The sequence below is a fragment of the Sphingobacterium sp. T2 genome, from assembly GCF_000814685.1.
In the GTDB taxonomy this organism is placed as follows: domain Bacteria; phylum Bacteroidota; class Bacteroidia; order Sphingobacteriales; family Sphingobacteriaceae; genus Sphingobacterium; species Sphingobacterium thermophilum.
The window spans coordinates 1-17826 of the sequence record NZ_JXAC01000042.1 but is presented as its reverse complement, the minus strand read 5'-3'; the positions used below and the strand labels follow the sequence as shown (position 1 = coordinate 17826).

20 protein-coding genes and 2 pseudogenes are annotated in these 17826 nt (G+C 43.4%); 9 read left to right on the top strand and 13 right to left on the bottom strand.

The window, feature by feature from the left end; translation table 11 throughout:
• Positions 1-56 precede the first annotated feature (56 nt).
• Positions 57-2354, bottom strand: a pseudogene (locus SD31_RS03795) (DNA gyrase/topoisomerase IV subunit A); the annotation flags it as partial.
• Positions 2355-2571: 217 nt separating this feature from the next.
• Here SD31_RS03795 and SD31_RS03790 point away from each other — a divergent pair.
• Together SD31_RS03790 and SD31_RS03785 are read left to right on the top strand one after the other, a co-directional pair.
• The gene (locus SD31_RS03790; RefSeq protein WP_231561140.1) at positions 2572-3354 is read left to right on the top strand and encodes an alpha/beta hydrolase; all 783 of its coding nucleotides are present in this window, start codon (positions 2572-2574) and stop codon (positions 3352-3354) included.
• A gap of 92 nt (positions 3355-3446) precedes the next feature.
• On the top strand, positions 3447-4091 hold the full coding sequence (locus SD31_RS03785; protein ID WP_231561139.1) for a sterol desaturase family protein: 645 nt from the start codon (positions 3447-3449) through the stop codon (positions 4089-4091).
• Positions 4092-4119: 28 nt separating this feature from the next.
• Here the strand turns inward: SD31_RS03785 and SD31_RS18285 are convergent, their stop codons facing one another.
• Together SD31_RS18285 and SD31_RS18280 are read right to left on the bottom strand one after the other, a co-directional pair.
• Positions 4120-5187, bottom strand: a complete 1068-nt coding sequence (locus tag SD31_RS18285) for a heavy metal translocating P-type ATPase (RefSeq protein WP_231561138.1) — start codon at positions 5185-5187, stop codon at positions 4120-4122.
• Positions 5133-6089, bottom strand: a complete 957-nt coding sequence (locus SD31_RS18280) for a hypothetical protein (RefSeq protein WP_231561137.1) — start codon at positions 6087-6089, stop codon at positions 5133-5135. Before SD31_RS18280 ends, SD31_RS18285 begins: the two co-directional genes overlap by 55 nt.
• A 121-nt stretch (positions 6090-6210) precedes the next feature.
• Between SD31_RS18280 and SD31_RS20600 the strand changes: the two genes are divergently transcribed.
• Positions 6211-6603, top strand: coding sequence for a hypothetical protein (locus SD31_RS20600; RefSeq protein ID WP_316929749.1), 393 nt, complete (start codon positions 6211-6213; stop codon positions 6601-6603).
• Between the two features lie 4 nt (positions 6604-6607).
• Positions 6608-7405 (top strand): DNA polymerase thumb domain-containing protein, encoded by a 798-nt coding sequence (locus SD31_RS03775; RefSeq protein ID WP_316929748.1) that lies wholly within the window; start codon positions 6608-6610, stop codon positions 7403-7405.
• Here SD31_RS03775 and SD31_RS03770 read toward each other — a convergent pair.
• The 4 genes from SD31_RS03770 to SD31_RS18275 all read right to left on the bottom strand — a co-directional run bounded on the left by SD31_RS03770 (position 7392) and on the right by SD31_RS18275 (position 10385).
• Positions 7392-8078, bottom strand: coding sequence for a murein L,D-transpeptidase family protein (locus SD31_RS03770; RefSeq protein WP_052258621.1), 687 nt, complete (start codon positions 8076-8078; stop codon positions 7392-7394). The two genes, SD31_RS03775 and SD31_RS03770, sit on opposite strands and share 14 nt — an antisense overlap.
• The gene (locus SD31_RS03765; protein ID WP_039053162.1) at positions 8078-8653 is read right to left on the bottom strand and encodes a pentapeptide repeat-containing protein; all 576 of its coding nucleotides are present in this window, start codon (positions 8651-8653) and stop codon (positions 8078-8080) included. Before SD31_RS03765 ends, SD31_RS03770 begins: the two co-directional genes overlap by 1 nt.
• 45 nt (positions 8654-8698) lie before the next feature.
• Complete coding sequence (locus tag SD31_RS03760; RefSeq protein WP_231561136.1) at positions 8699-9814, bottom strand: RluA family pseudouridine synthase; 1116 nt, start codon at positions 9812-9814, stop codon at positions 8699-8701.
• A 64-nt stretch (positions 9815-9878) separates the two neighbouring features.
• A complete protein-coding gene (locus SD31_RS18275; protein ID WP_231561135.1) occupies positions 9879-10385 on the bottom strand; it encodes a hypothetical protein in 507 nt (168 codons plus the stop codon).
• A 144-nt stretch (positions 10386-10529) separates the two neighbouring features.
• Between SD31_RS18275 and SD31_RS03755 the strand changes: the two are divergent.
• Positions 10530-11492: pseudogene (locus SD31_RS03755) on the top strand (aldo/keto reductase).
• A gap of 15 nt (positions 11493-11507) precedes the next feature.
• Complete coding sequence (locus SD31_RS03750; protein ID WP_039053161.1) at positions 11508-11978, top strand: Dps family protein; 471 nt, start codon at positions 11508-11510, stop codon at positions 11976-11978.
• A gap of 36 nt (positions 11979-12014) precedes the next feature.
• On the opposite strand, the gene SD31_RS03745 is transcribed toward SD31_RS03750, so the two are convergent.
• Together SD31_RS03745 and SD31_RS03740 are read right to left on the bottom strand one after the other, a co-directional pair.
• Complete coding sequence (locus SD31_RS03745; RefSeq protein WP_052258620.1) at positions 12015-12326, bottom strand: hypothetical protein; 312 nt, start codon at positions 12324-12326, stop codon at positions 12015-12017.
• 70 nt (positions 12327-12396) lie between these two features.
• Positions 12397-12549, bottom strand: coding sequence for a hypothetical protein (locus tag SD31_RS03740; RefSeq protein WP_197053521.1), 153 nt, complete (start codon positions 12547-12549; stop codon positions 12397-12399).
• 162 nt (positions 12550-12711) lie between these two features.
• On the opposite strand from SD31_RS03740, the gene fabV reads away from it, so the two are divergent.
• A complete protein-coding gene (gene fabV, locus SD31_RS03735) occupies positions 12712-13914 on the top strand; it encodes an enoyl-ACP reductase FabV (RefSeq protein WP_039053159.1) in 1203 nt (400 codons plus the stop codon).
• A gap of 86 nt (positions 13915-14000) precedes the next feature.
• Here fabV and SD31_RS19840 read toward each other — a convergent pair whose 3' ends face one another.
• Positions 14001-14417, bottom strand: coding sequence for an HAD hydrolase family protein (locus tag SD31_RS19840; RefSeq protein WP_197053520.1), 417 nt, complete (start codon positions 14415-14417; stop codon positions 14001-14003).
• A gap of 22 nt (positions 14418-14439) precedes the next feature.
• On the bottom strand, positions 14440-14790 hold the full coding sequence (locus SD31_RS19835; RefSeq protein ID WP_197053519.1) for an HAD family hydrolase: 351 nt from the start codon (positions 14788-14790) through the stop codon (positions 14440-14442).
• 94 nt (positions 14791-14884) lie between these two features.
• On the opposite strand from SD31_RS19835, the gene SD31_RS18265 reads away from it, so the two are divergent.
• Positions 14885-15172, top strand: a complete 288-nt coding sequence (locus SD31_RS18265; RefSeq protein ID WP_231561134.1) for a hypothetical protein — start codon at positions 14885-14887, stop codon at positions 15170-15172.
• On the top strand, positions 15124-16071 hold the full coding sequence (locus tag SD31_RS03725; protein ID WP_231561133.1) for a class I SAM-dependent methyltransferase: 948 nt from the start codon (positions 15124-15126) through the stop codon (positions 16069-16071). The genes SD31_RS18265 and SD31_RS03725 overlap by 49 nt, the downstream gene beginning before the upstream one ends.
• Before the next feature lie 33 nt (positions 16072-16104).
• On the opposite strand, the gene SD31_RS14870 is transcribed toward SD31_RS03725, so the two are convergent.
• Both SD31_RS14870 and SD31_RS03715 read right to left on the bottom strand, forming a co-directional pair.
• Positions 16105-16962, bottom strand: coding sequence for an alpha/beta hydrolase (locus SD31_RS14870; protein WP_052258619.1), 858 nt, complete (start codon positions 16960-16962; stop codon positions 16105-16107).
• Positions 16963-17203: 241 nt separating this feature from the next.
• Positions 17204-17674, bottom strand: coding sequence for a hypothetical protein (locus tag SD31_RS03715; RefSeq protein WP_039053158.1), 471 nt, complete (start codon positions 17672-17674; stop codon positions 17204-17206).
• Between the last annotated feature and the right edge of the window lie 152 nt (positions 17675-17826).

The following is a 17826-nucleotide window of genomic DNA, read 5'->3' as shown; positions in this document are numbered from 1 at the left end:
AGCAAGATCAATTTTGAGTCCAGCTCCGTCGTTGATTCGAAGTTTTATCGACGMGTTTTGCCCAATGGGATGTCGTCAAAGACAAAACGTTTGACGTAATAAGCTCCAGTCTTACCGTCCCGATGTATTGCTGCATAGACATGCTCAGGATGGAATTTTTCTATACGAATCATCTTGTCATCGAAATGGTTGCTGAGGTCGAAGTTTGATAGCTCATAAGATCCGTCTTCGAAGACCATCAAAATCTTGTCATCGCTTTCGAACTCGCCAAGGTAGACACCTCTTTCGTCCACGTTAAGACGTTTCAGCACATCGTCGTACCGAGTATTTAGCGGCCGACAGTAGATTTTCCGGCACTTTTGAATGTGATTTTCTTGACAGGGTATTTGGTCACCAGATTACCCATGGAGGCTTTACCCTTGATGGCTATGGAAGCGAAGTCCATATCGAAGGTAAGCTTACGTAGCTTGCTGTGTGGTTTCAACTGTACATGCACTACTTCTGCTTCTCCGTTAGGGTTGGCACTAAAATAAAGCACCTTAGAGCCTTTAGTACCTTTGGTGAGGTCATATTCTTTTTCACGTGTCACGGCCGTCACAGCAAAACGTTTGATATAGCTGTTGCCGTTGCTACCATCGCGGTAGATGGCATTATATATGGTACGGTCATCACCTTTTTTGAATACCGCTACGTGGATGATGTCTTTACCCACGAATACTTTATCTTGCACTTTGACCACCGTATATTTACCGTCTTCCCGGAATACTATGATGTCGTCGATGTCCGAACATTCGGTGACGAACTCATCTTTCTTCATTGAGGTGCCGATAAATCCTTCGGCACGGTTGACATAAAGTTTGGTGTTTGCTAGCGCTACTTGGGCTGCTTCAACTTTGTCAAATACGCGAAGCTCTGTCTTCCTTTCGCGACCTTTGCCATATTTGTCGCGAAGGTATTCGAACCAACGTATAGCATACTCTGTCAGGTGCTTTAGGTTTTTCTTTACTTCAGCGATTTCTTCATTCAAAGCCTTCATCTGCTCGTCCGACTTTTTCACGTCGAAACGTGTGATGCTACTCATAGGCTTTTCGATAAGTTTTTTGTAATCCTCAGGTAGGATTTCCCTATAGAACTGGTCGAAGAAAGGGGTAAACAATCTGTTCAACACTTCTACGACGGTTTCGAAATCGCCCGAATTTTCGTAATCCGGATGTTTATACATCCCTTCTTGGATGAAGATTTTGAGTAGGGAGTTGAAGAAAATTTTCTCCTGTAGTTCTGCCAGCCTGATCTCTAGTTCACGTTTCAGCAGGTTTTTAGTCTGCAAGGTGTTTTCGATCAGGATGTCGTTCACACTCATGAAATGTGGTTTGTTGTCTTTGATGACACAAGTATTCGGAGAAATAGAAGTTTCGCAGGCTGTGAATGCATAAAGTGCGTCTATGGTCACATCTGGCGATATTCCCGGTGCCAAGTGTATGATAATCTCAACATTCTGGGCGGTATTATCTTCTTATTTTTTTGATTTTGATTTTTCCTTTGTCGTTGGCCGCCACGATGCTGTCGATGAGGCTTCCCGTCGTGGTACCATACGGGATTTCGGTGATAGCCAAAGTCTTCTTGTCACGCTCTTCGATTTTGGCACGGATACGTACTCTACCTCCGCGTTGACCTTCGTTGTAGTTGGTCACGTCGGCAAGTCCTCCGGTAGGGAAGTCCGGATAGAGGTTGGGTCTTTCGCCTTTGAGCACTTGAATAGAGCCTTCGATAAGTTCCAAGAAGTTATGGGGCATGATTTTGGTTGCCAGACCTACGGCAATACCTTCCGCCCCTTGGGCAAGCAACAAAGGGAACTTCACCGGTAAGGTGATAGGCTCTTTGTTTCGGCCATCGTAACTGAGCTGCCATTCCGTAGTGTCAGGATTGAAGACTACCTCATTAGCAAATTTGGACAGACGTCCCTCGATATAACGGGGTGCTGCCGCCGAATCGCCTGTCACCGGATCACCCCAGTTACCTTGGGTATCTATGAGCAGATCTTTTTGTCCCAGCTGTACGATAGCTTCTCCAATTGAGGCATCACCGTGCGGGTGATACTGCATGGTGTGACCTACGATATTGGCAATCTTGTTGAACCTGCCGTCATCTTTCTCTTTGAAAGAGTGTAAAATTCTTCGTTGTACGGGTTTGAATCCGTCATTGATATGAGGAACGGCACGGTCTAATATTACGTAAGAAGCATAATCCAAAAACCAATTTTCATATAATCCCGAAATCGGAATAATGTTACTTGCCTGATCTTCCGATGAAGGATTTTGATTTTGGTCTTCTATATTATTCGTTTCGTCAACCATCTATTTTTTTTTGTGTTTGATTGTTATACAGATTCAAGTTTCTGAGTTTGGTAAAATTACAATTTCTCTTCAATTTTCGTCCATTAAAAATGAGAAATCCCCCTCAGATTGCTATCTTTATCTAAGTATAATTTATAAACCTTATATTTCCTTATGAGATACTTTGTTGCCTTTTTTTTTATTTGTTTTCAGCCTGTTAGACGTTCAAGCTCAGGAATTGCGTTACAAGGAAATTCAAGGGATAGCCTATTCTTCTTCTAAGGACAGTTATGTGCAGAAGCAATGTCTATTGGATTTCTATTATCCCGAGGACAAGAAAGACTTTACTACGTTGATATGGTTTCATGGGGGAGGACTCACCTCAGGGAATAGGGCTATTCCTGAGAGGCTTAAGGGCGGGGATTTTGCAGTGGTATCCGTAGGATATAGGTTTGCGCCACAGGTCAGGGTGGAAGACATCATAAAGGATGGTGCAGAAGCCATAAGTTGGGTGATGAAAAATATTGCTAACTATGGGGGAAATACACAGAAAGTGGTAATTGGTGGTTATTCCGCGGGAGCGTATCTGGCGCTGATGCTGGCCTTGCGAAAGGAATATCTTGCAGTACACAGTGTCGATGCCGATCAGCTGTTGGGAGTCATCTCCTGTTCGGGACAAGCCATCACACATTTTACCGAACGTCAAAGTCGTCATATCCGCGATACGCAGCCCATAGTGGATGAGATGGCTCCTCTCTATTGGGTGAGAAATACACCTTTCCCCATCATGTTAATGACAGGAGATAGGGAGCTGGAAATGCTCGGCCGCTATGAAGAAAATGCTTATCTGGCGCGTATGTTGAAGTTATGTGGTCATAAAGATGTGAAACTTCTTGAATTTCAGGGGTATGACCACGGTATGCTGACACCAGCACTGCCTTTGGTTGTAAGACAATTAAAGGAATGGGAAGCGTTACGGCTGACTAATTCTAATCAAAAGTCAGAAAGTACAAAAAAATGAACGAATGTTATTTTTAAACATCTTACCAAGATATTAATTTTGTTAAAGAAAGCGAAAACCTTTAACTATTATTGTGATTGAAAGATTGAAGTATGGCAAAGCGTAATTATGTTTCCAATTCTACGGATAGCCCTAGAATGTTCAAGAATGATTTTCTTGAGGCCTTAACGAAGGTGCATTTTTCAGTACCTATAATTTTCTGGGTTCCGGTGATGATTTATTTTGTTCGTAAAGCTTATGTGGTGGGTCAGCTACCCGTATCACATATTGTAGGCTATTTCTTGTTTGGGTTGGCATTTTGGACCTTGGCAGAATATATTTTGCACCGTTGGGTCTTCCATTATCACCCAAAAAGTGAATGGGGACAACGTATACATTTTATATTTCACGGAGTGCATCACGATTATCCGAAAGATAGATTACGTTTGGTGATGCCTTTGTCGGCAAGTATTCCTATGGCCACTATCATATACTTTATATTTTATATTTTCTTCTCGGAATATAATTTGGCGGCATTTTTTGCGGGCTTCATTTTAGGTTATTTGATTTATGATGAATGTCATTACGCGATGCACCATGCCAACTTCAAATCAGGCTTTTTCAAGAAACTAAAGGATCATCATATGTTGCACCACTATTCGGATCCGGAGAAAGGATTTGGGGTGAGTTCAGCATTTTGGGATAAAGTCTTTAATTCAGGCTTTCCGTCAAAAGTACAAAAAGAGAAGCAATCATAAGGTTGCTTCTTTTTTTATTGGAAATGGGTTAAAAGACTTTGCGCTGTATTCTTATAGCGTTAAGGATAGCCAGTAACGATACCCCTACATCAGCGAAGACTGCTTCCCACATTGTGGCTATGCCTCCGGCACCTAGGAGGAGTACGGCACCTTTGACTATAAAAGCTAAGGTAATATTTTGCCAAACAATTTTTTTTGTTTCTCTCCCAATTTTTATAGCCATAGGGATTTTAGCGATGTTGTCGTCTTGAATCACCACGTCTGCTGTTTCTATGGAGGCGTCGGAGCCCAGCCCGCCCATGGCGATCCCCACGTCACTCAGGGCAAGTACAGGGGCGTCATTAAAACCATCTCCCACGAAGGCGACAGAAGTTGTCGATTGTTTGATGGCTTTGAATTTTGTTACTTTATCTTCGGGCAGCAAATCACCGAAGTAGTTTGTTATGCCTAGGCTTTCGGCAACATGCCGTACAATAGCATTTTTGTCTCCACTAAGTACCGTACAGTCGATATGATGGCTTTTAAGAGCCTGTATAGCCTCTTTTGCCTCTGGTTTGATTTGATCGGCAATGGTAATATATCCTGCATATTCGTTATCCACGGCTATAGCCATGGTAGTATATACGATATCTTTAATTTCTGTGTCGTAGGAGATGCCGAATTTGTCTAGGAGTTTGGTGTTGCCTACTAACAGCTGTCTTCCGTCTATGAGGGCGCGCAGACCGTGTCCTGCTATTTCTTCAATGTGGGTGACAGAATAGGAGGGGGCTTCCTGTCCTACATATTCGCGGATAGCCGTAGCAATGGGATGGGTACTGTTGCTTTCAGCCATATTCACTAAATGAAGAATGTATTCTTTGTCCAATTCTTTCTTTATTTGAATATCCTGTATAGAAAATACGCCTTGTGTCAGGGTGCCGGTCTTGTCTAGGACGACATGGCGAATATTTGCAAGGCTATCAAGGTAGTTGGATCCTTTGAATAGTATTCCATTTTTGCTGGCAGCTCCTATACCACCGAAATATCCCAAAGGAATAGATATTACCAAGGCACAAGGGCAGGAGATGACAAGGAAGATGAGGCGCGGTACAGCCATTCGCTGAAGACATAGTGACTGACAAAGAGAGCGGGAGCAAGACAGATGAGAACGGCTAGCCCCACTACAATAGGTGTGTATATTTTGGCAAACTTGCGTATGAACAGTTCCGTGGGGGCCTTTTGCGCGGAAGCATGCTGTATGAGGTCCAATATCTTACTCAGTTTGCTGTCCTTGTAGGCAGTGGTGACACGCATGGTGGAGGCTGTTTCAAGGTTTATCATACCGGCCAATACAGAATCGCCTTTTCTTTTCGTGGAGGGTTTGCTTTCTCCTGTCAGCGCTGCTGTATTGAAAGAAGCCTTTTCATCCATAAGCTCCCCATCTAGTGCTACCTTTTCTCCTGGCTTCAGAAGTAGGATGTCGTCTATGCACGCCTCGGCCGCGTTGATGGACGTCTGTACGTTATTCTCTATACGGGTGACGGTCTCGGGGCGTTGGTCCAGCAAGGTTTTGATGTTAAGTTTAGCTCTCGATACAGCAAGAGACTGTAACACTTCTCCTACGGAGTAGAAGAGCATGACAGCCACTCCTTCGGGGTATTCACCAATAGCAAAAGCTCCTAGCGTAGCGATGCTCATCAGCAGAAATTCGGAGAAAAAATCTCCCTTTTTGATGCTTTTCCAAGCATCTTTCATCACCGGAAAGCCTACAATAAGGTAGGCGAGCCCGTACCATAGAAGAGCGATACGTCCTTCAAACCAATTTGCTTTGAATAGGTGTTCCGTTGCTAGAGCGGAACACAATATAACAAACGCTAATATTGGGCGGAAAAAGAGTTTCCATTTGGATAAGACTTTGGAAGCATTCGTATGGTTGTGTTCGGTCGTACTTGGTGAAGTGGTAGACTCCGAACAGCAGCAAGCACTTTCTTCGGCGGCATATGTGTGCGTATGTTTCATGAGGTTGCTCTTGAGTATTATAAATATATCAAAAGTGACGCCAATAGTCATACTCTTGAGAGTAAATATTTTATGTGGGGAAATTTTATAATTTTTTTTTGCTAAAAAATTTAGTATTTTTGTGAAAAGAGATAGCAATATGGACTGGCAGGATAGTAAACGGTTTGTTTCGCATTTGGATTTGGATACGTTTTTCGTCAGCGTAGAGCGTTTAAAGAACAGTCAATTTATGGGGAAGCCTTTGATTGTGGGAGGATTAAGTGATAGGGGAGTGGTGGCTGCCTGCAGCTATGAGACACGTAAGTTTGGAGTACATAGTGCCATGCCGATGAAGCTAGCTTTGCGTCTGTGTCCTCATGCTATTGTGGTGCGTGGCGACTCGGAGAGCTACAGTTACTATTCACGTCTGGTGACGGATATTATTGCGGAGTCCGTTCCTGTGATGGAGAAGGCCAGCATCGACGAGTTTTATGTAGATCTGACGGGGGTAGATTCGTTTTTTCGGATGTGGTAAGTTTATGTCGGAGCTGAAGAGCCGTATCCGTAAGGAAACGGGGCTACCGATAAGTTATGCGTTGGCTTCCAATAAGCTGGTCAGCAAGGTTGCTACGGATGATGCCAAGCCGGATGGACAGAAGGAGGTGGCGCACGGCCAAGAAAAGTCCTATCTAGCTCCGCTGCCTATAGATCGTATGCCGGGCATAGGACGTAAAACTTCTACCTTGCTGCAGCAGATGGGGGTGCGGACGATTAAGACGCTGAGTGAGATTCCGGTGCCTATGATGCAAAACCTGCTGGGCAAGCATGGCGTAGAGTTGTCGCGTAAGGCTAATGGGATAGATCCTACGCCTATCGTGCCCTACTCGGAACAGAAGAGCATCAGCACAGAAGAGACATTTCAGCAGGATACTATAGATATGAAGTTTCTGAATAGCGAGTTGATTCGCATGACCGAGAAGCTTGCCTTCCAGCTTCGGCAGAGCAAGAAGCTGACGGGTTGTGTGACGGTGAAGCTGCGCTATTCCAACTTTGATACGGTGAGCAAACAGATGGTAATTCCCTATACAGCCTCGGACACCGTGTTGATTGCCAAAGCTAAAGAGCTGTTTGCCAAGCTGTATGAAAAGCGTATGCTGGTGCGTTTGATTGGGGTTCGTTTCAGCCATTTGGTGCACGGTTCCCATCAGATTAGTCTTTTCGAAGATACGGAAGAGGCGGTGCGGCTGTATCAGGCTATGGACATCCTGCGAAATAAGTATGGTGAAGAGGCCGTAAAGCGTGCGATATCCATTCCTCCCAAACCTAAGAAAGTGTGAAGAGGTATGTTCCGCTTTCCACGTGAAAGCGGATTTCTTTCTTTGTTTGCCGAAACATCCTATAACCTTGCTGAAGGTTTTTCCAAAATGCTAGGGTCTTCTCTTCGAATTGCGGACGGTACTTTTGCATATTTTCTTCCGTCATCTCAAAAGGAAAGATATAGACTGGAATGGAGCTTTGTCCCGACTTTTTAGCCCAGAGGGCATATAAATAGATTTCCTTGATGTTGTCGTCGCCGATGGCAAGGCATCCTTTGGAGTCACATTTACCATGGATGAAAATATCGGAGCCCGTATGCTGGAGAGCTCTGTCAAGTTCGTTGGGGTAGTTAATTCCGAGCGATAAGTAAAATTTACTTTTCGGATTGAAGCGGGCAATATGGTAGAAGCCTTCGGGTACCTGCTTGTCTCCTTCCGCCTTTTTGGGGCCTAAGGTTCCGGAGCGACCGCATATTTTATACTGAGCGAGGTGCAGATAAGTATGCTTATTGCAGGATTTGGCATACAGGTCTAACCTGTTCACATCTTTATAAGCGATGATAAGGATGTTCAGGGCATCATGTTGAAGGTTATGGTTTGCAAGCGTACGCAGCAAGAGTGTTTCTTTTTCGGCCAGAGCTATGCGTACACGATTTTCTTCTTGTGGCATAATAGGATTGTTCGTGGTGTCCATCAGGCAACAATATGAATTTTGTATTTCGTCAATAATGCGGGAAGGCTGTCCAAAGCGAACTTAGCGCCTTTGAGCTGATTTTCTTCGGGGTCGATGAGAAAGTTATAGGCACTGCTGAAGTCGGCCCTTTCGAGGTTAGTATGTGAAAATTGAGAGCGCAACAAATCACATGTATTGAAGATAGCTTCTTTAAAGGAAGATTCTTGGAAGTCTACCTCATGCATATGGCAATGGTCAAATTTTATCTTCTTGAATTTCAGTGCTGCAAAAGAACAGTGGTCTAAGATACAAGATTCGAAGGAAAAAGACAGGTTGAAAGGGTTGGCTATGGTAAATAGCAGTCCTAACATCTTGCAATGGGAGAAGGAGCATTGCTGAAACATGGTGTTTTCTATTTTTGCAAGGCTGAGGTTGCAGTTTACAAAGGAGCAGTCAATAAATTTACTGCCGCTAAGCGTTGCGGCTTCCATGTTACACTGTTCAAACCGACAATATTCGTAAGCCGCTAAGGGAAATCCTCTCTCCTGAAAGTTCTCCTTCGCGAAAGTTTTATCTTCTATCAGTGGAAGGGTCATATATTTTTGTTAAATATAAGTAAGTTAGGTTTTCGACCTGGATTTTTAAAATGGATCTGCCACTTCGAAAGAGATGACTTCTTTTGTAGAAGGATGTATGAAGGCTATATATCCGGCATGGAGGTGTAGGCGGTCTGCTCTTTTACCGTAGAGGTCGTCTCCAACGATAGGGGTGTTCAGCCCTTTGGCATGTGCTGCATGTACACGGAGCTGATGGGTTCTTCCTGTCAGCGGATAGAAATGTATTCGTGTTTTGTCACCTTCTATGGTTACAACCTTAAATTTTGTTTGTGCCGGCTTGCCATATTGATAGCATACCACCTGCCGAGGTCGGTCATCCAAATCTACCCGCAGAGGCAAGTCTATCAATCCTTCTTGTTGATGGATGACACCGTCGAGTAGGGCTGTATAGCGTTTGGTTACGGTGTGACGAATAAACTGATCTTGGATAAATTGATGTGCTTCCTTGTTTTTCGCCAGTACGAGAATACCGGAAGTAGACATGTCTAGTCTATGAATGATGAGTGGGCCTGTGAGGTGTGGATATTGGTTCTGTATACGCGTCTGTACGCTGTCCTGCACATGGATTCCCGGCACCGATAGAAATTCTGCGGGCTTGTTTACGACGAGGATATGCTCATCTTCGAAGATTATGTCTAGGTCTGAAGGTCTGCCTTGATGGTGCAACATAGGGTTGGGATCTACGTCAAGTCCTTGCAGCATATGTCCTAGGATAGGTTCACACTTACCCCGACATGAAGGATAGAAATATTTGTGTTTACGTACTTCGGATGCCGGTGACGCACCCCACCAAAATTCTGCCATACATATAGGTTTTAGTTGGTGTAGGTAGGCGTACTGCAATAGTTTAGGGGCAGCACACTCTCCTGCACCTGCCGGTGGGAGCATATGTATGGCCTCCTGGAAGATATCAATGACAGAACGTCTTTCCCCTTTGGCGTTAAGAAAGTGGTACTGGTCGAAAAGCCTGTTTTGTAGGGCTGCAGATTTGGATTTACGCAGTTCCTTTTTCTGCTCGATCTCTTTTATTAGGGAGTTTAATTCTTCTTCGATAAGAGCTAGTTTTTCCTTACAGCGCATTTTCAGCACATCGTACTCGTGCTGGTCGCGATAGCTTTGCTTGATAAGGTCTTTCTCCAATTCCTCATATTCTTCGGGACTGAGAAGTTCTTTCTGAGTTGCTCGTATAGCTTTACGTTCAGCCTTATTTTTTTTTATGCAGAGTTCTCAAGGCTGCCAGCAGTTTTTCATTTTCCTGTTTGCAGGAGTTCCACGCAGCTTTTAGCTCGGCGATACGCGGATTGTGTTCCATCAACTCAATGTCGCGGTTCAGCTGATTTATCTTAGCCTCTTCTTTGAGAAAAAAGCCTTCCGGGTCTAGCATGTCAAAAATCGGAGGCACAAAATAGCGGTGCTTATTTGTCCCTGCCAACTTGCCCGAACAGGCTGCTAAAAAGCCTAATTCGCCTTCCGTGTCTTCCACTACAAGGACACCAAACATCTTGCCTATAATCAATCCTTCTTGCCCTTCCTCCAAACCGAAATTGTGTCTAAAGTCCTGCTGCGTAGTTAGATATTCCTGCACCTGTTCGGCGGCGATGACACTTAATGGGTGAGGCTCATAACAAAAAGGATAGGTAAATTTTTCGGGCTTTTCTATCGATGAAATATCTTTTTGGAAGGTATGTAAATAAGGATCTTTTGATGGCATTGCAATGTTGTCTTGTGCTGCAAAAATACTAAGAAAAAAGCATTATGCCGCACTTCAGATTTCAGTGTTTATGACAATATTATGTTTATCTTTTTTTCGTTTTGCAATACAATTTGAGTACATTAGAATATAAAAACACTACGTATGGCATTTGAGAAGATAAAGTTCGGAAAGTCAGATTTAAATATTGTTCCTTTGATTTTTGGAGGTAATGTTTTTGGTTGGACATTGGATGAGCAAAGTTCTTTCAATATTTTGGACGAGTTTGTGGATAAAGGTTTCAATGCCATTGACACGTCGAACAATTATTCACACTGGGCCGAAGGAAACAAGGGAGGTGAGTCGGAAACCATCATTGGCCGTTGGCTGGAAAGTCGCGGAAACCGTGACAAAGTGATGATTATGACCAAAGTTGGGGGACGTTTCGGTTACGACTCCAAACCGAATACGCAGGGAGCTTATATCAAAGAACAGATAGAACATTCACTACGTCGCCTGAAGACGGACTATATAGACCTTTATCAGACGCATTACGATGATGAGGTGACTATGGTGGAGGAGACTTTACGGGCGTATGAAGATCTTATTAAAGAAGGCAAGGTTCGTTATATCGGTGCTTCAAACATCAGCCTGAGCGCCTAGTAGAAAGTCTTGACGTGGCAGCGGAAAAGGGACTTCCTTCGTACATCAGCCTTCAGCCGGAATACAACTTGTATGATCGCGCCAAATTCGAAAATCTTTATCAAAAAATAGACTGTGGAGCGGAAGCTGGCCGTAATACCGTATTACTCGTTGGCTAGTGGCTTTTTGAGCGGTAAATACAAGTCGGAATCCGACTTTTCACAATCCGTAAGAGGAGAAGGTATATACAAGAAATATTGGAACGAGCGCGGCAAGGATATTGTAAGGGTATTGGTTAACATTGCTTCTGCACGTCAGGTGTCTCCGTCGGCTGTAGCCTTAGCTTGGCTTCTGGCTCAGCAAGCTGTGACGGCGCCTATAGCAAGCGCTACAAAATCGTCTCATATACAAGCTTTTGTGGAAGCGTTGACTCTGAAATTGTCGGAAGAAGAGCTATCAAAATTGAATAATGCAAGTAAATATTAACTAAAAATAAGAGTCATGAAAACAAATATTGGCATTAAGGAAAAAGACACGGCAAAGGTAGCCGAGATATTAAATAAACTATTGGCTGATCATAATGTTCTTTACATAAAGGCAAGAAACGCACATTGGAATGTAGAAGGTCCTGATTTCCATGCGCAACACTTGTTTTTTGAAACAATTTATGACGCTTTAGCCGAAAATATCGACGACATCGCAGAACGTGTTCGTTCTATTGGTCATTATGCGGTGGGATCTATGAAAGAGTTCTTGGAACTGACAGAACTGTCGGAAGCAAAGCCTGCGAAAAATGACAGTCAAAGCTATATCAAAGCGTTGTTGAGTGACTTTGAAGCTGTGATCATTTCTATACGAGCGAGTCTGGAAGCGGTAGATAAGCATGGTGACGCCGGTACCGAAGACTTCCTTGTAGGATTGATGGAACAGCATGAGAAGACAGCGTGGATGCTTCGTGCACACCTAAAATAAACCCAAAGACGAGGAAATTTCCTCGCTTTGGTGTTTTTAGAAGAACAGACTGAATCCTATACGGGCAGATACAGTTCGTATATCGCTGGCCGTATTGTTCAGGCCATGGTCATAGCGGAGGCTAGGCTCAATGGCTATATTGTCTTTGACAAACCAAGCGTATCCGGCCTGTATTCCGGCAAACAAGGAGTTGTCTTCTGAGGTTGTAATACCTCCAAAATCGATTTGCAGTGGGATGACATGCTTGAAGTAGTATTTGGCGCCAACTTTATAACTGAGGTAGGTATCAGTGATGCTACCATCTCCAATAGTGTTGTTGATGCTTAATACACCTAATCCAGCTTTCAAGGCTAAGTTGTTTTGGATGAAATATCCTCCTTCTCCACCGATTGACCATTCGTAATCTTTGTCATTGTATTTAAAACTTAATCCACTGGTATTTGTTAACGAAAAAGGAGAAAGGCTTGTTTCTATAGAGCCAATTTCCTTTGTTTAAGGGAGATACAGCTTCCTGCGCATGTACACCATAGGAGGAAGCCATCAAAGCTATTGCTAATAAAAATTTTTTCAATTGGATGATTGTGAAAGTTCTTTTCCAAATATAGTAAAATAGTGTAAGCTTTATTTCTCTAAGAATTATCATGGTTTTTATCGATAATAATGCTATATTCTTAGAAAATTCTGTTAATTTGCACAGGTTTTAGAAAAGTAAATAACCTTACAATACTATAATATGATTATTCAACCACGTGTAAGAGGTTTTATATGTTTGACCGCCCATCCGGAAGGAACGGCGCAACATGTTAAAAACCAGATCGAGTATGTAAAATCAAAAGGTAAAATTGCTAACGGACCTAAGAAAGTTCTTGTTGTGGGAGCTTCAACAGGTTTTGGTTTGGCATCGCGCATCATGGCGGCTTTCGGTTCTGATGCTGCGACGATAGGTGTGTTTTTTGAGAAGCCTGCCGCTCCGGGCAAGCCGGCTACAGCAGGGTGGTACAACTCAGCAGCTTTCGAGCAAGAAGCGCATGCTGCAGGTTTATATGCGAAAAGTATCAATGGAGATGCTTTCTCCGATGAGGTGAAAGCCAAAACCATTGAATTGATAAAACAGGATTTAGGACAGGTAGACCTAGTGGTGTATTCTTTGGCGTCGCCACGTCGTACTCATCCTAAGACAGGCGTGTTGCACTCATCGGTATTGAAGCCTATCGGCCAGCCTTTCACCGATAAGACTGTAGACTTCCACAGTGGTGTGGTGTCGGACATCACCATCAATCCGGTAGAGTCGGAAGAAGATATCGCTAATACCGTAGCGGTGATGGGTGGTGAAGACTGGAAGTTCTGGATGGAAGCGTTGAAAGAGGCCGGTGTGTTGGCAGAGGGTGTAAAAACCGTAGCTTATTCGTACATAGGTCCTGAGTTGACGTATCCAATCTACCGTAATGGAACTATAGGCCGTGCTAAAGACGACTTAGAGGCTACCGTACCAGTAATAAACGATATTCTTAAAGATATCAACGGTGTTTCATATGTGTCGGTAAACAAAGCGTTGGTAACCCAATCTTCATCGGCAATTCCTGTGGTGCCTCTTTACATTTCTTTATTGTACAAAGTGATGAAAGAAAAAGGCATCCACGAAGGAACTATCGAGCAGATGCAGCGTCTTTTTGCTGAGCGTCTTTATACTGCTGATGGCCAGATTCCGGTAGATGATAAAGGACGTATCCGTGTTGACGATTTGGAAATGCGTCAGGATGTGCAAGAAGAGGTGGCAAAATTGTGGAAAGAGGCTACAACGGAAAACTTGGAAGAGATTTCCGACATTGTAGGCTATCGTAATGACTTCTTCAACCTTTTCGGTTTCAACTTCCCAGAAATCAACTACGAGGCGGAAACCAATGAGGTGGTAAACGTGCCAAGCATCACTGAATAATATTCTAGTGCATTATATATATAAAAAGCTCATCGATATTTCGATGAGCTTTTTCGTTTTATGTATATTTTCTATTGAATGCTACGTTACAGTACGCCGAAATGTTTCAAAGCGTTCCATATGCCATCGGAATCCACATCATCGGTAATATAGTCTGCTATGGCTTTTACTTCAGGGTTGGCGTTGCCCATGGCGATGCCTATTCCCACATGTTCGAGCATGGTGATGTCGTTCCCTCCGTCGCCGAAGGCCATAGTTTGCGAACGTTCAATACCAAAATGTTGGCAGAAAATATCTATTCCCACCTTTTTGCTTTGTCCTTTGGGATTTACGTCGGCAAAGAGGGGCGACCAACGGGATGATAGGGAGTTAGGCATAACCTTGGCCATGAATTCTTTTTCTTCTTCGGGACCTAGGAAGATGTTGGTCTGCAATACCGAATGGATATCTACTTTGGTAAGATCTACAGGAGGTGGCACAGGAAGATTGAGATGGGCATACATGCCAGCAATCTCGGGAGTGACATCATGGATAGTGATTTTCTTTTTCTGACATGAAAGAGAAACTCAACGGTGTCTCCTGTACATAGTCCAGTAGACTTTGGATATCGCGAGGGTCGATGGTCTGCTTGAAAAGAATCAAGCCTTCTTTTGTTACGCAGTAGCCGCCATTGAAGGTAATGTATCCGTCAAAATTGAGGTAGCGGACGTGGTCAATACTGTTGATCGAGCGGCCCGTAGATAGGATGGTTTTTATGCCTTTTTCTTGTAGTTGGGCTATGGCCTCTTCGGTGGAGGCCGCTACTTCGTGTGTCTTGAAACTGAGTAAGGTACCATCAATATCGAAGAAAACGGCTTGAATCGTTGGATTTTGCATAATATTATTTTCTGTCCCAAAAGTAAAAAGATATTCTTCAAAATTCAACTTAGGAGGAGCTTTTCGTATCTTTGCCCATCATTAATAAGGACCCATGACCGTTTTACCCGCATATTTGCAACAGATAAAGCAAAGTATTCAAGATGAGTGCTTTATCAAACTTTCTTTAGGTAACTATAAGGGAAACATTCCTCAGCTGAAAAATATCTATATTAAGGCTGCAATAATCAAACGAGAGCTTAAGCTGTCTTTCACGTATCGCTATCAGACAAAAGATATCACGAAAAACTATACTATAGAGGATGGGTTGAAAGAGGTGGAAGCCTCATGGATATGTCGGGATTCCGCATTGCTACACTTTTCACTACATTCGAAAATGTAACCTGCGAGCTGAACAAAAAACAGCAATGGTCTGTCAAAAGTCAAAAGGCCACAGCCGTGAAACCTGTCTCCCGCAGTCATGATAACATCAAGCAACGTAAGGTTGGGGATTCCAACAAACAATACCTTAAAGAGCTGCGTCTGACAGACGAAAATGGCAAAGTGTACAAAAACGCTCAGGACAAGTGGAAGCAGATAAACCATTATATAGAGCTGTTGAGTGCGGAGTTGGATGTGTTGCCGCACAAAGAAACCTTGCAAGTGGTGGATATGGGCGCCGGCAAGGGGTATCTCACCTTTGCGCTCTACGACTACCTAAACAATGTGTTGCACCGCAAGAGCCACGTGGATGGGGTGGAGTTCCGTCAAGATCTTGTGGCGTTGTGTAATGACATTGCCCAAAAAAGTGATTTTACGGAATTAAAGTTTGAAGAGGGGACTATAGAAAATTATGTTCCGAAGTCGGATTTGGATATTTTAATTGCTCTTCATGCCTGCGACACGGCTACCGATGACGCCATCTTCAAGGGGATTACATACAATGCTAACCTTATTGTGGTAGCACCTTGCTGCCATAAGCAGGTGCGCCGTCAGCTGGAAAAGGTTAAAGCTAAGAATGATCTTTCGTTCATGACCAAACACGGTATCTTTCTGGAACGGCACGCAGAAATGCTTACAGACGGCATCCGTGCTTTGATATTGGAATATTACGGCTATCAGACCAAAGTCTTGCAATTTATTTCGGATACACATACACCGAAGAATGTGATGATAATAGCGGTGAAGAAAAGCATCACGCCGGACCGTCAGGCCGAAATTCTTCAAAAACTAAAAGTAACAAAAGCGTATTTTGGAATAGAATACCAACACTTGGAAAAACTGTGTGGCTTATGTGCCTAGACGAAGGGCTCCACTATGTGGGGACCTTTTATATTATTTTAGGAATTTTTTGATTTCTTCAATGCTTTGACCGATGTGCTGCGGTGGTATGCCATGTTCACCATCATAATAGTAGGTTTTCACTTCTACCCCTTCTTCTTTGAGTGCAGCTTCCAGCTTTTGGGCTTGTGAAAGAGGAACTAGCTTGTCCTGTCTGCCGTGTAGTAGCAGGAATTTTGTAGGCACAGGATGTACAAAATTATAAGGTGAAGCGTTGAAATACTGAAATCCTTGTTCCTGTGGAGTACCCCCCATAAACGTCCTTAGGATATTTCGGGATTCATCGTTTCCGTCTAGGTAAAGCATGGGGAGATCATAAGGTCCGGAGATGCCTATAACACCTTTGATGCGGTCAGTAGGACTTTTCAATGCATAGAGTGCAGCAAGATGAGCTCCTGCACTTCCTCCTAATAGATAGACGGTGTTTCCATTGACCTGATAGGCTTCAGCATGCCTGTATATGAAGTCCATTGCTGCTTTAATGTCGTTTTCCGCTGCTGGATATTGGGAGTCTGTAGAGAGTGCAAGCCTGTAGTTGAGCAGAAACAACGCCATATCAGGAAACTCTTTCTTCAGATATTCTATATTTTCTGTATCCAATATGCTGTTGAAGTCGCTTTTGTCTCCGGCTATCCATCCACCCCCATGTATGAGAACCAAAACTTTTGTAGTGGTGGCATCTCTTCCTGCCGGTAACAGAATATCCATTTTATTCTGCTCATGAGGACCATATGTTATATCGGCCAATATGAGATCCGTGTGGGTAGGATAGACAATTTCTTCCTCGCTTTTGCTGCATCCCCACAGGTGTAAGGATAGCATTACGGTCATGATGAATGTTAGCTGCTTCATAATCTATGCTCAGTGGTATATAAAAAGCGCTCAATTTTGATGCCGAGATAACAGATTTTCAATTTGTTATATGTATGGAGGATAAAATTTATGTCTTCAATATTTGTTGCTCTTTCCATACTTCGTTATAATATACTTTGTTGCCGCTTTCAGGGGCTTGTTTTTATACACAGGATGATATCCAGGGCCTGTAAAAAACTCCACCTTGCTGCTGTCGTGTTTATAATACCAAACTTTATGTTCATCTTTGGCTGACAGAGTATCGGGTCTGGTAATTCTTTTTTAGAGTAAGGTCCGTCTCGCGGGTGACAAAGAAAACATCATATTCTGATTTATGATCCTCGCATGCTGTGAGGACGTATTCTGTGCCGTTCCAATAAGCACAGCCCTTGTCCTTGGATTGTAGCAAGAGCACTACGCCGACGCTGAGACCTACTGCACCGGCAGCAGCCCACAACAAATTTTTGGTGAATGTAGGCCGGGAGAGGGGTAATGCATCTCTGTTTTTTTCACGTTTATGGGAGTCCTGTTTTTCGAAAACGTGTGCAGCCTCGGTGTCCCCGTCCGGCGCTTTCCCGGCACGCTCTTCCCTCCAGCGTTGGTAGGGGCGCGGCTGAAAGTTGGCAAGTATAGCCAATACCTTTACGATAAGTTCGCTAGGATTTTTTGTATGCCCTGTAATGAAATTCTGTAAGGACTTTAATTTCCCCATGATCTACATTTTTTTTGAATATGCCTTTTCCAAACTGCTCAAACTTACGGCCCTCGTCAAAAAAATCAATTCAATTACCCGTTCATCATCTTTGGATAGACCTTCTCYTACATGCTTGAGCGTATAATCTCTCAGATTKRSAKGAGATGGAT

What these genes read in the sequence shown, in the direction of transcription:
- SD31_RS03785 (WP_231561139.1), top strand. Translation starts at nt 3,447, where the DNA reads ATGGCAAAGCGTAATTATGTTTCCAATTCTACGGATAGCCCTAGAATG.
- SD31_RS18285 (WP_231561138.1), bottom strand. Translation starts at nt 5,187, where the DNA reads ATGGCTGTACCGCGCCTCATCTTCCTTGTCATCTCCTGCCCTTGTGCC.
- SD31_RS18280 (WP_231561137.1), bottom strand. Translation starts at nt 6,089, where the DNA reads ATGAAACATACGCACACATATGCCGCCGAAGAAAGTGCTTGCTGCTGT.
- SD31_RS03775 (WP_316929748.1), top strand. Translation starts at nt 6,608, where the DNA reads ATGTCGGAGCTGAAGAGCCGTATCCGTAAGGAAACGGGGCTACCGATA.
- SD31_RS03770 (WP_052258621.1), bottom strand. Translation starts at nt 8,078, where the DNA reads ATGGACACCACGAACAATCCTATTATGCCACAAGAAGAAAATCGTGTA.
- SD31_RS03765 (WP_039053162.1), bottom strand. Translation starts at nt 8,653, where the DNA reads ATGACCCTTCCACTGATAGAAGATAAAACTTTCGCGAAGGAGAACTTT.
- SD31_RS18275 (WP_231561135.1), bottom strand. Translation starts at nt 10,385, where the DNA reads ATGCCATCAAAAGATCCTTATTTACATACCTTCCAAAAAGATATTTCA.
- SD31_RS03750 (WP_039053161.1), top strand. Translation starts at nt 11,508, where the DNA reads ATGAAAACAAATATTGGCATTAAGGAAAAAGACACGGCAAAGGTAGCC.
- fabV (WP_039053159.1), top strand. Translation starts at nt 12,712, where the DNA reads ATGATTATTCAACCACGTGTAAGAGGTTTTATATGTTTGACCGCCCAT.
- SD31_RS19840 (WP_197053520.1), bottom strand. Translation starts at nt 14,417, where the DNA reads ATGTATGCCCATCTCAATCTTCCTGTGCCACCTCCTGTAGATCTTACC.
- SD31_RS19835 (WP_197053519.1), bottom strand. Translation starts at nt 14,790, where the DNA reads ATGCAAAATCCAACGATTCAAGCCGTTTTCTTCGATATTGATGGTACC.
- SD31_RS18265 (WP_231561134.1), top strand. Translation starts at nt 14,885, where the DNA reads ATGACCGTTTTACCCGCATATTTGCAACAGATAAAGCAAAGTATTCAA.
- SD31_RS03725 (WP_231561133.1), top strand. Translation starts at nt 15,124, where the DNA reads ATGTCGGGATTCCGCATTGCTACACTTTTCACTACATTCGAAAATGTA.
- SD31_RS14870 (WP_052258619.1), bottom strand. Translation starts at nt 16,962, where the DNA reads ATGAAGCAGCTAACATTCATCATGACCGTAATGCTATCCTTACACCTG.
- SD31_RS03715 (WP_039053158.1), bottom strand. Translation starts at nt 17,674, where the DNA reads ATGGGGAAATTAAAGTCCTTACAGAATTTCATTACAGGGCATACAAAA.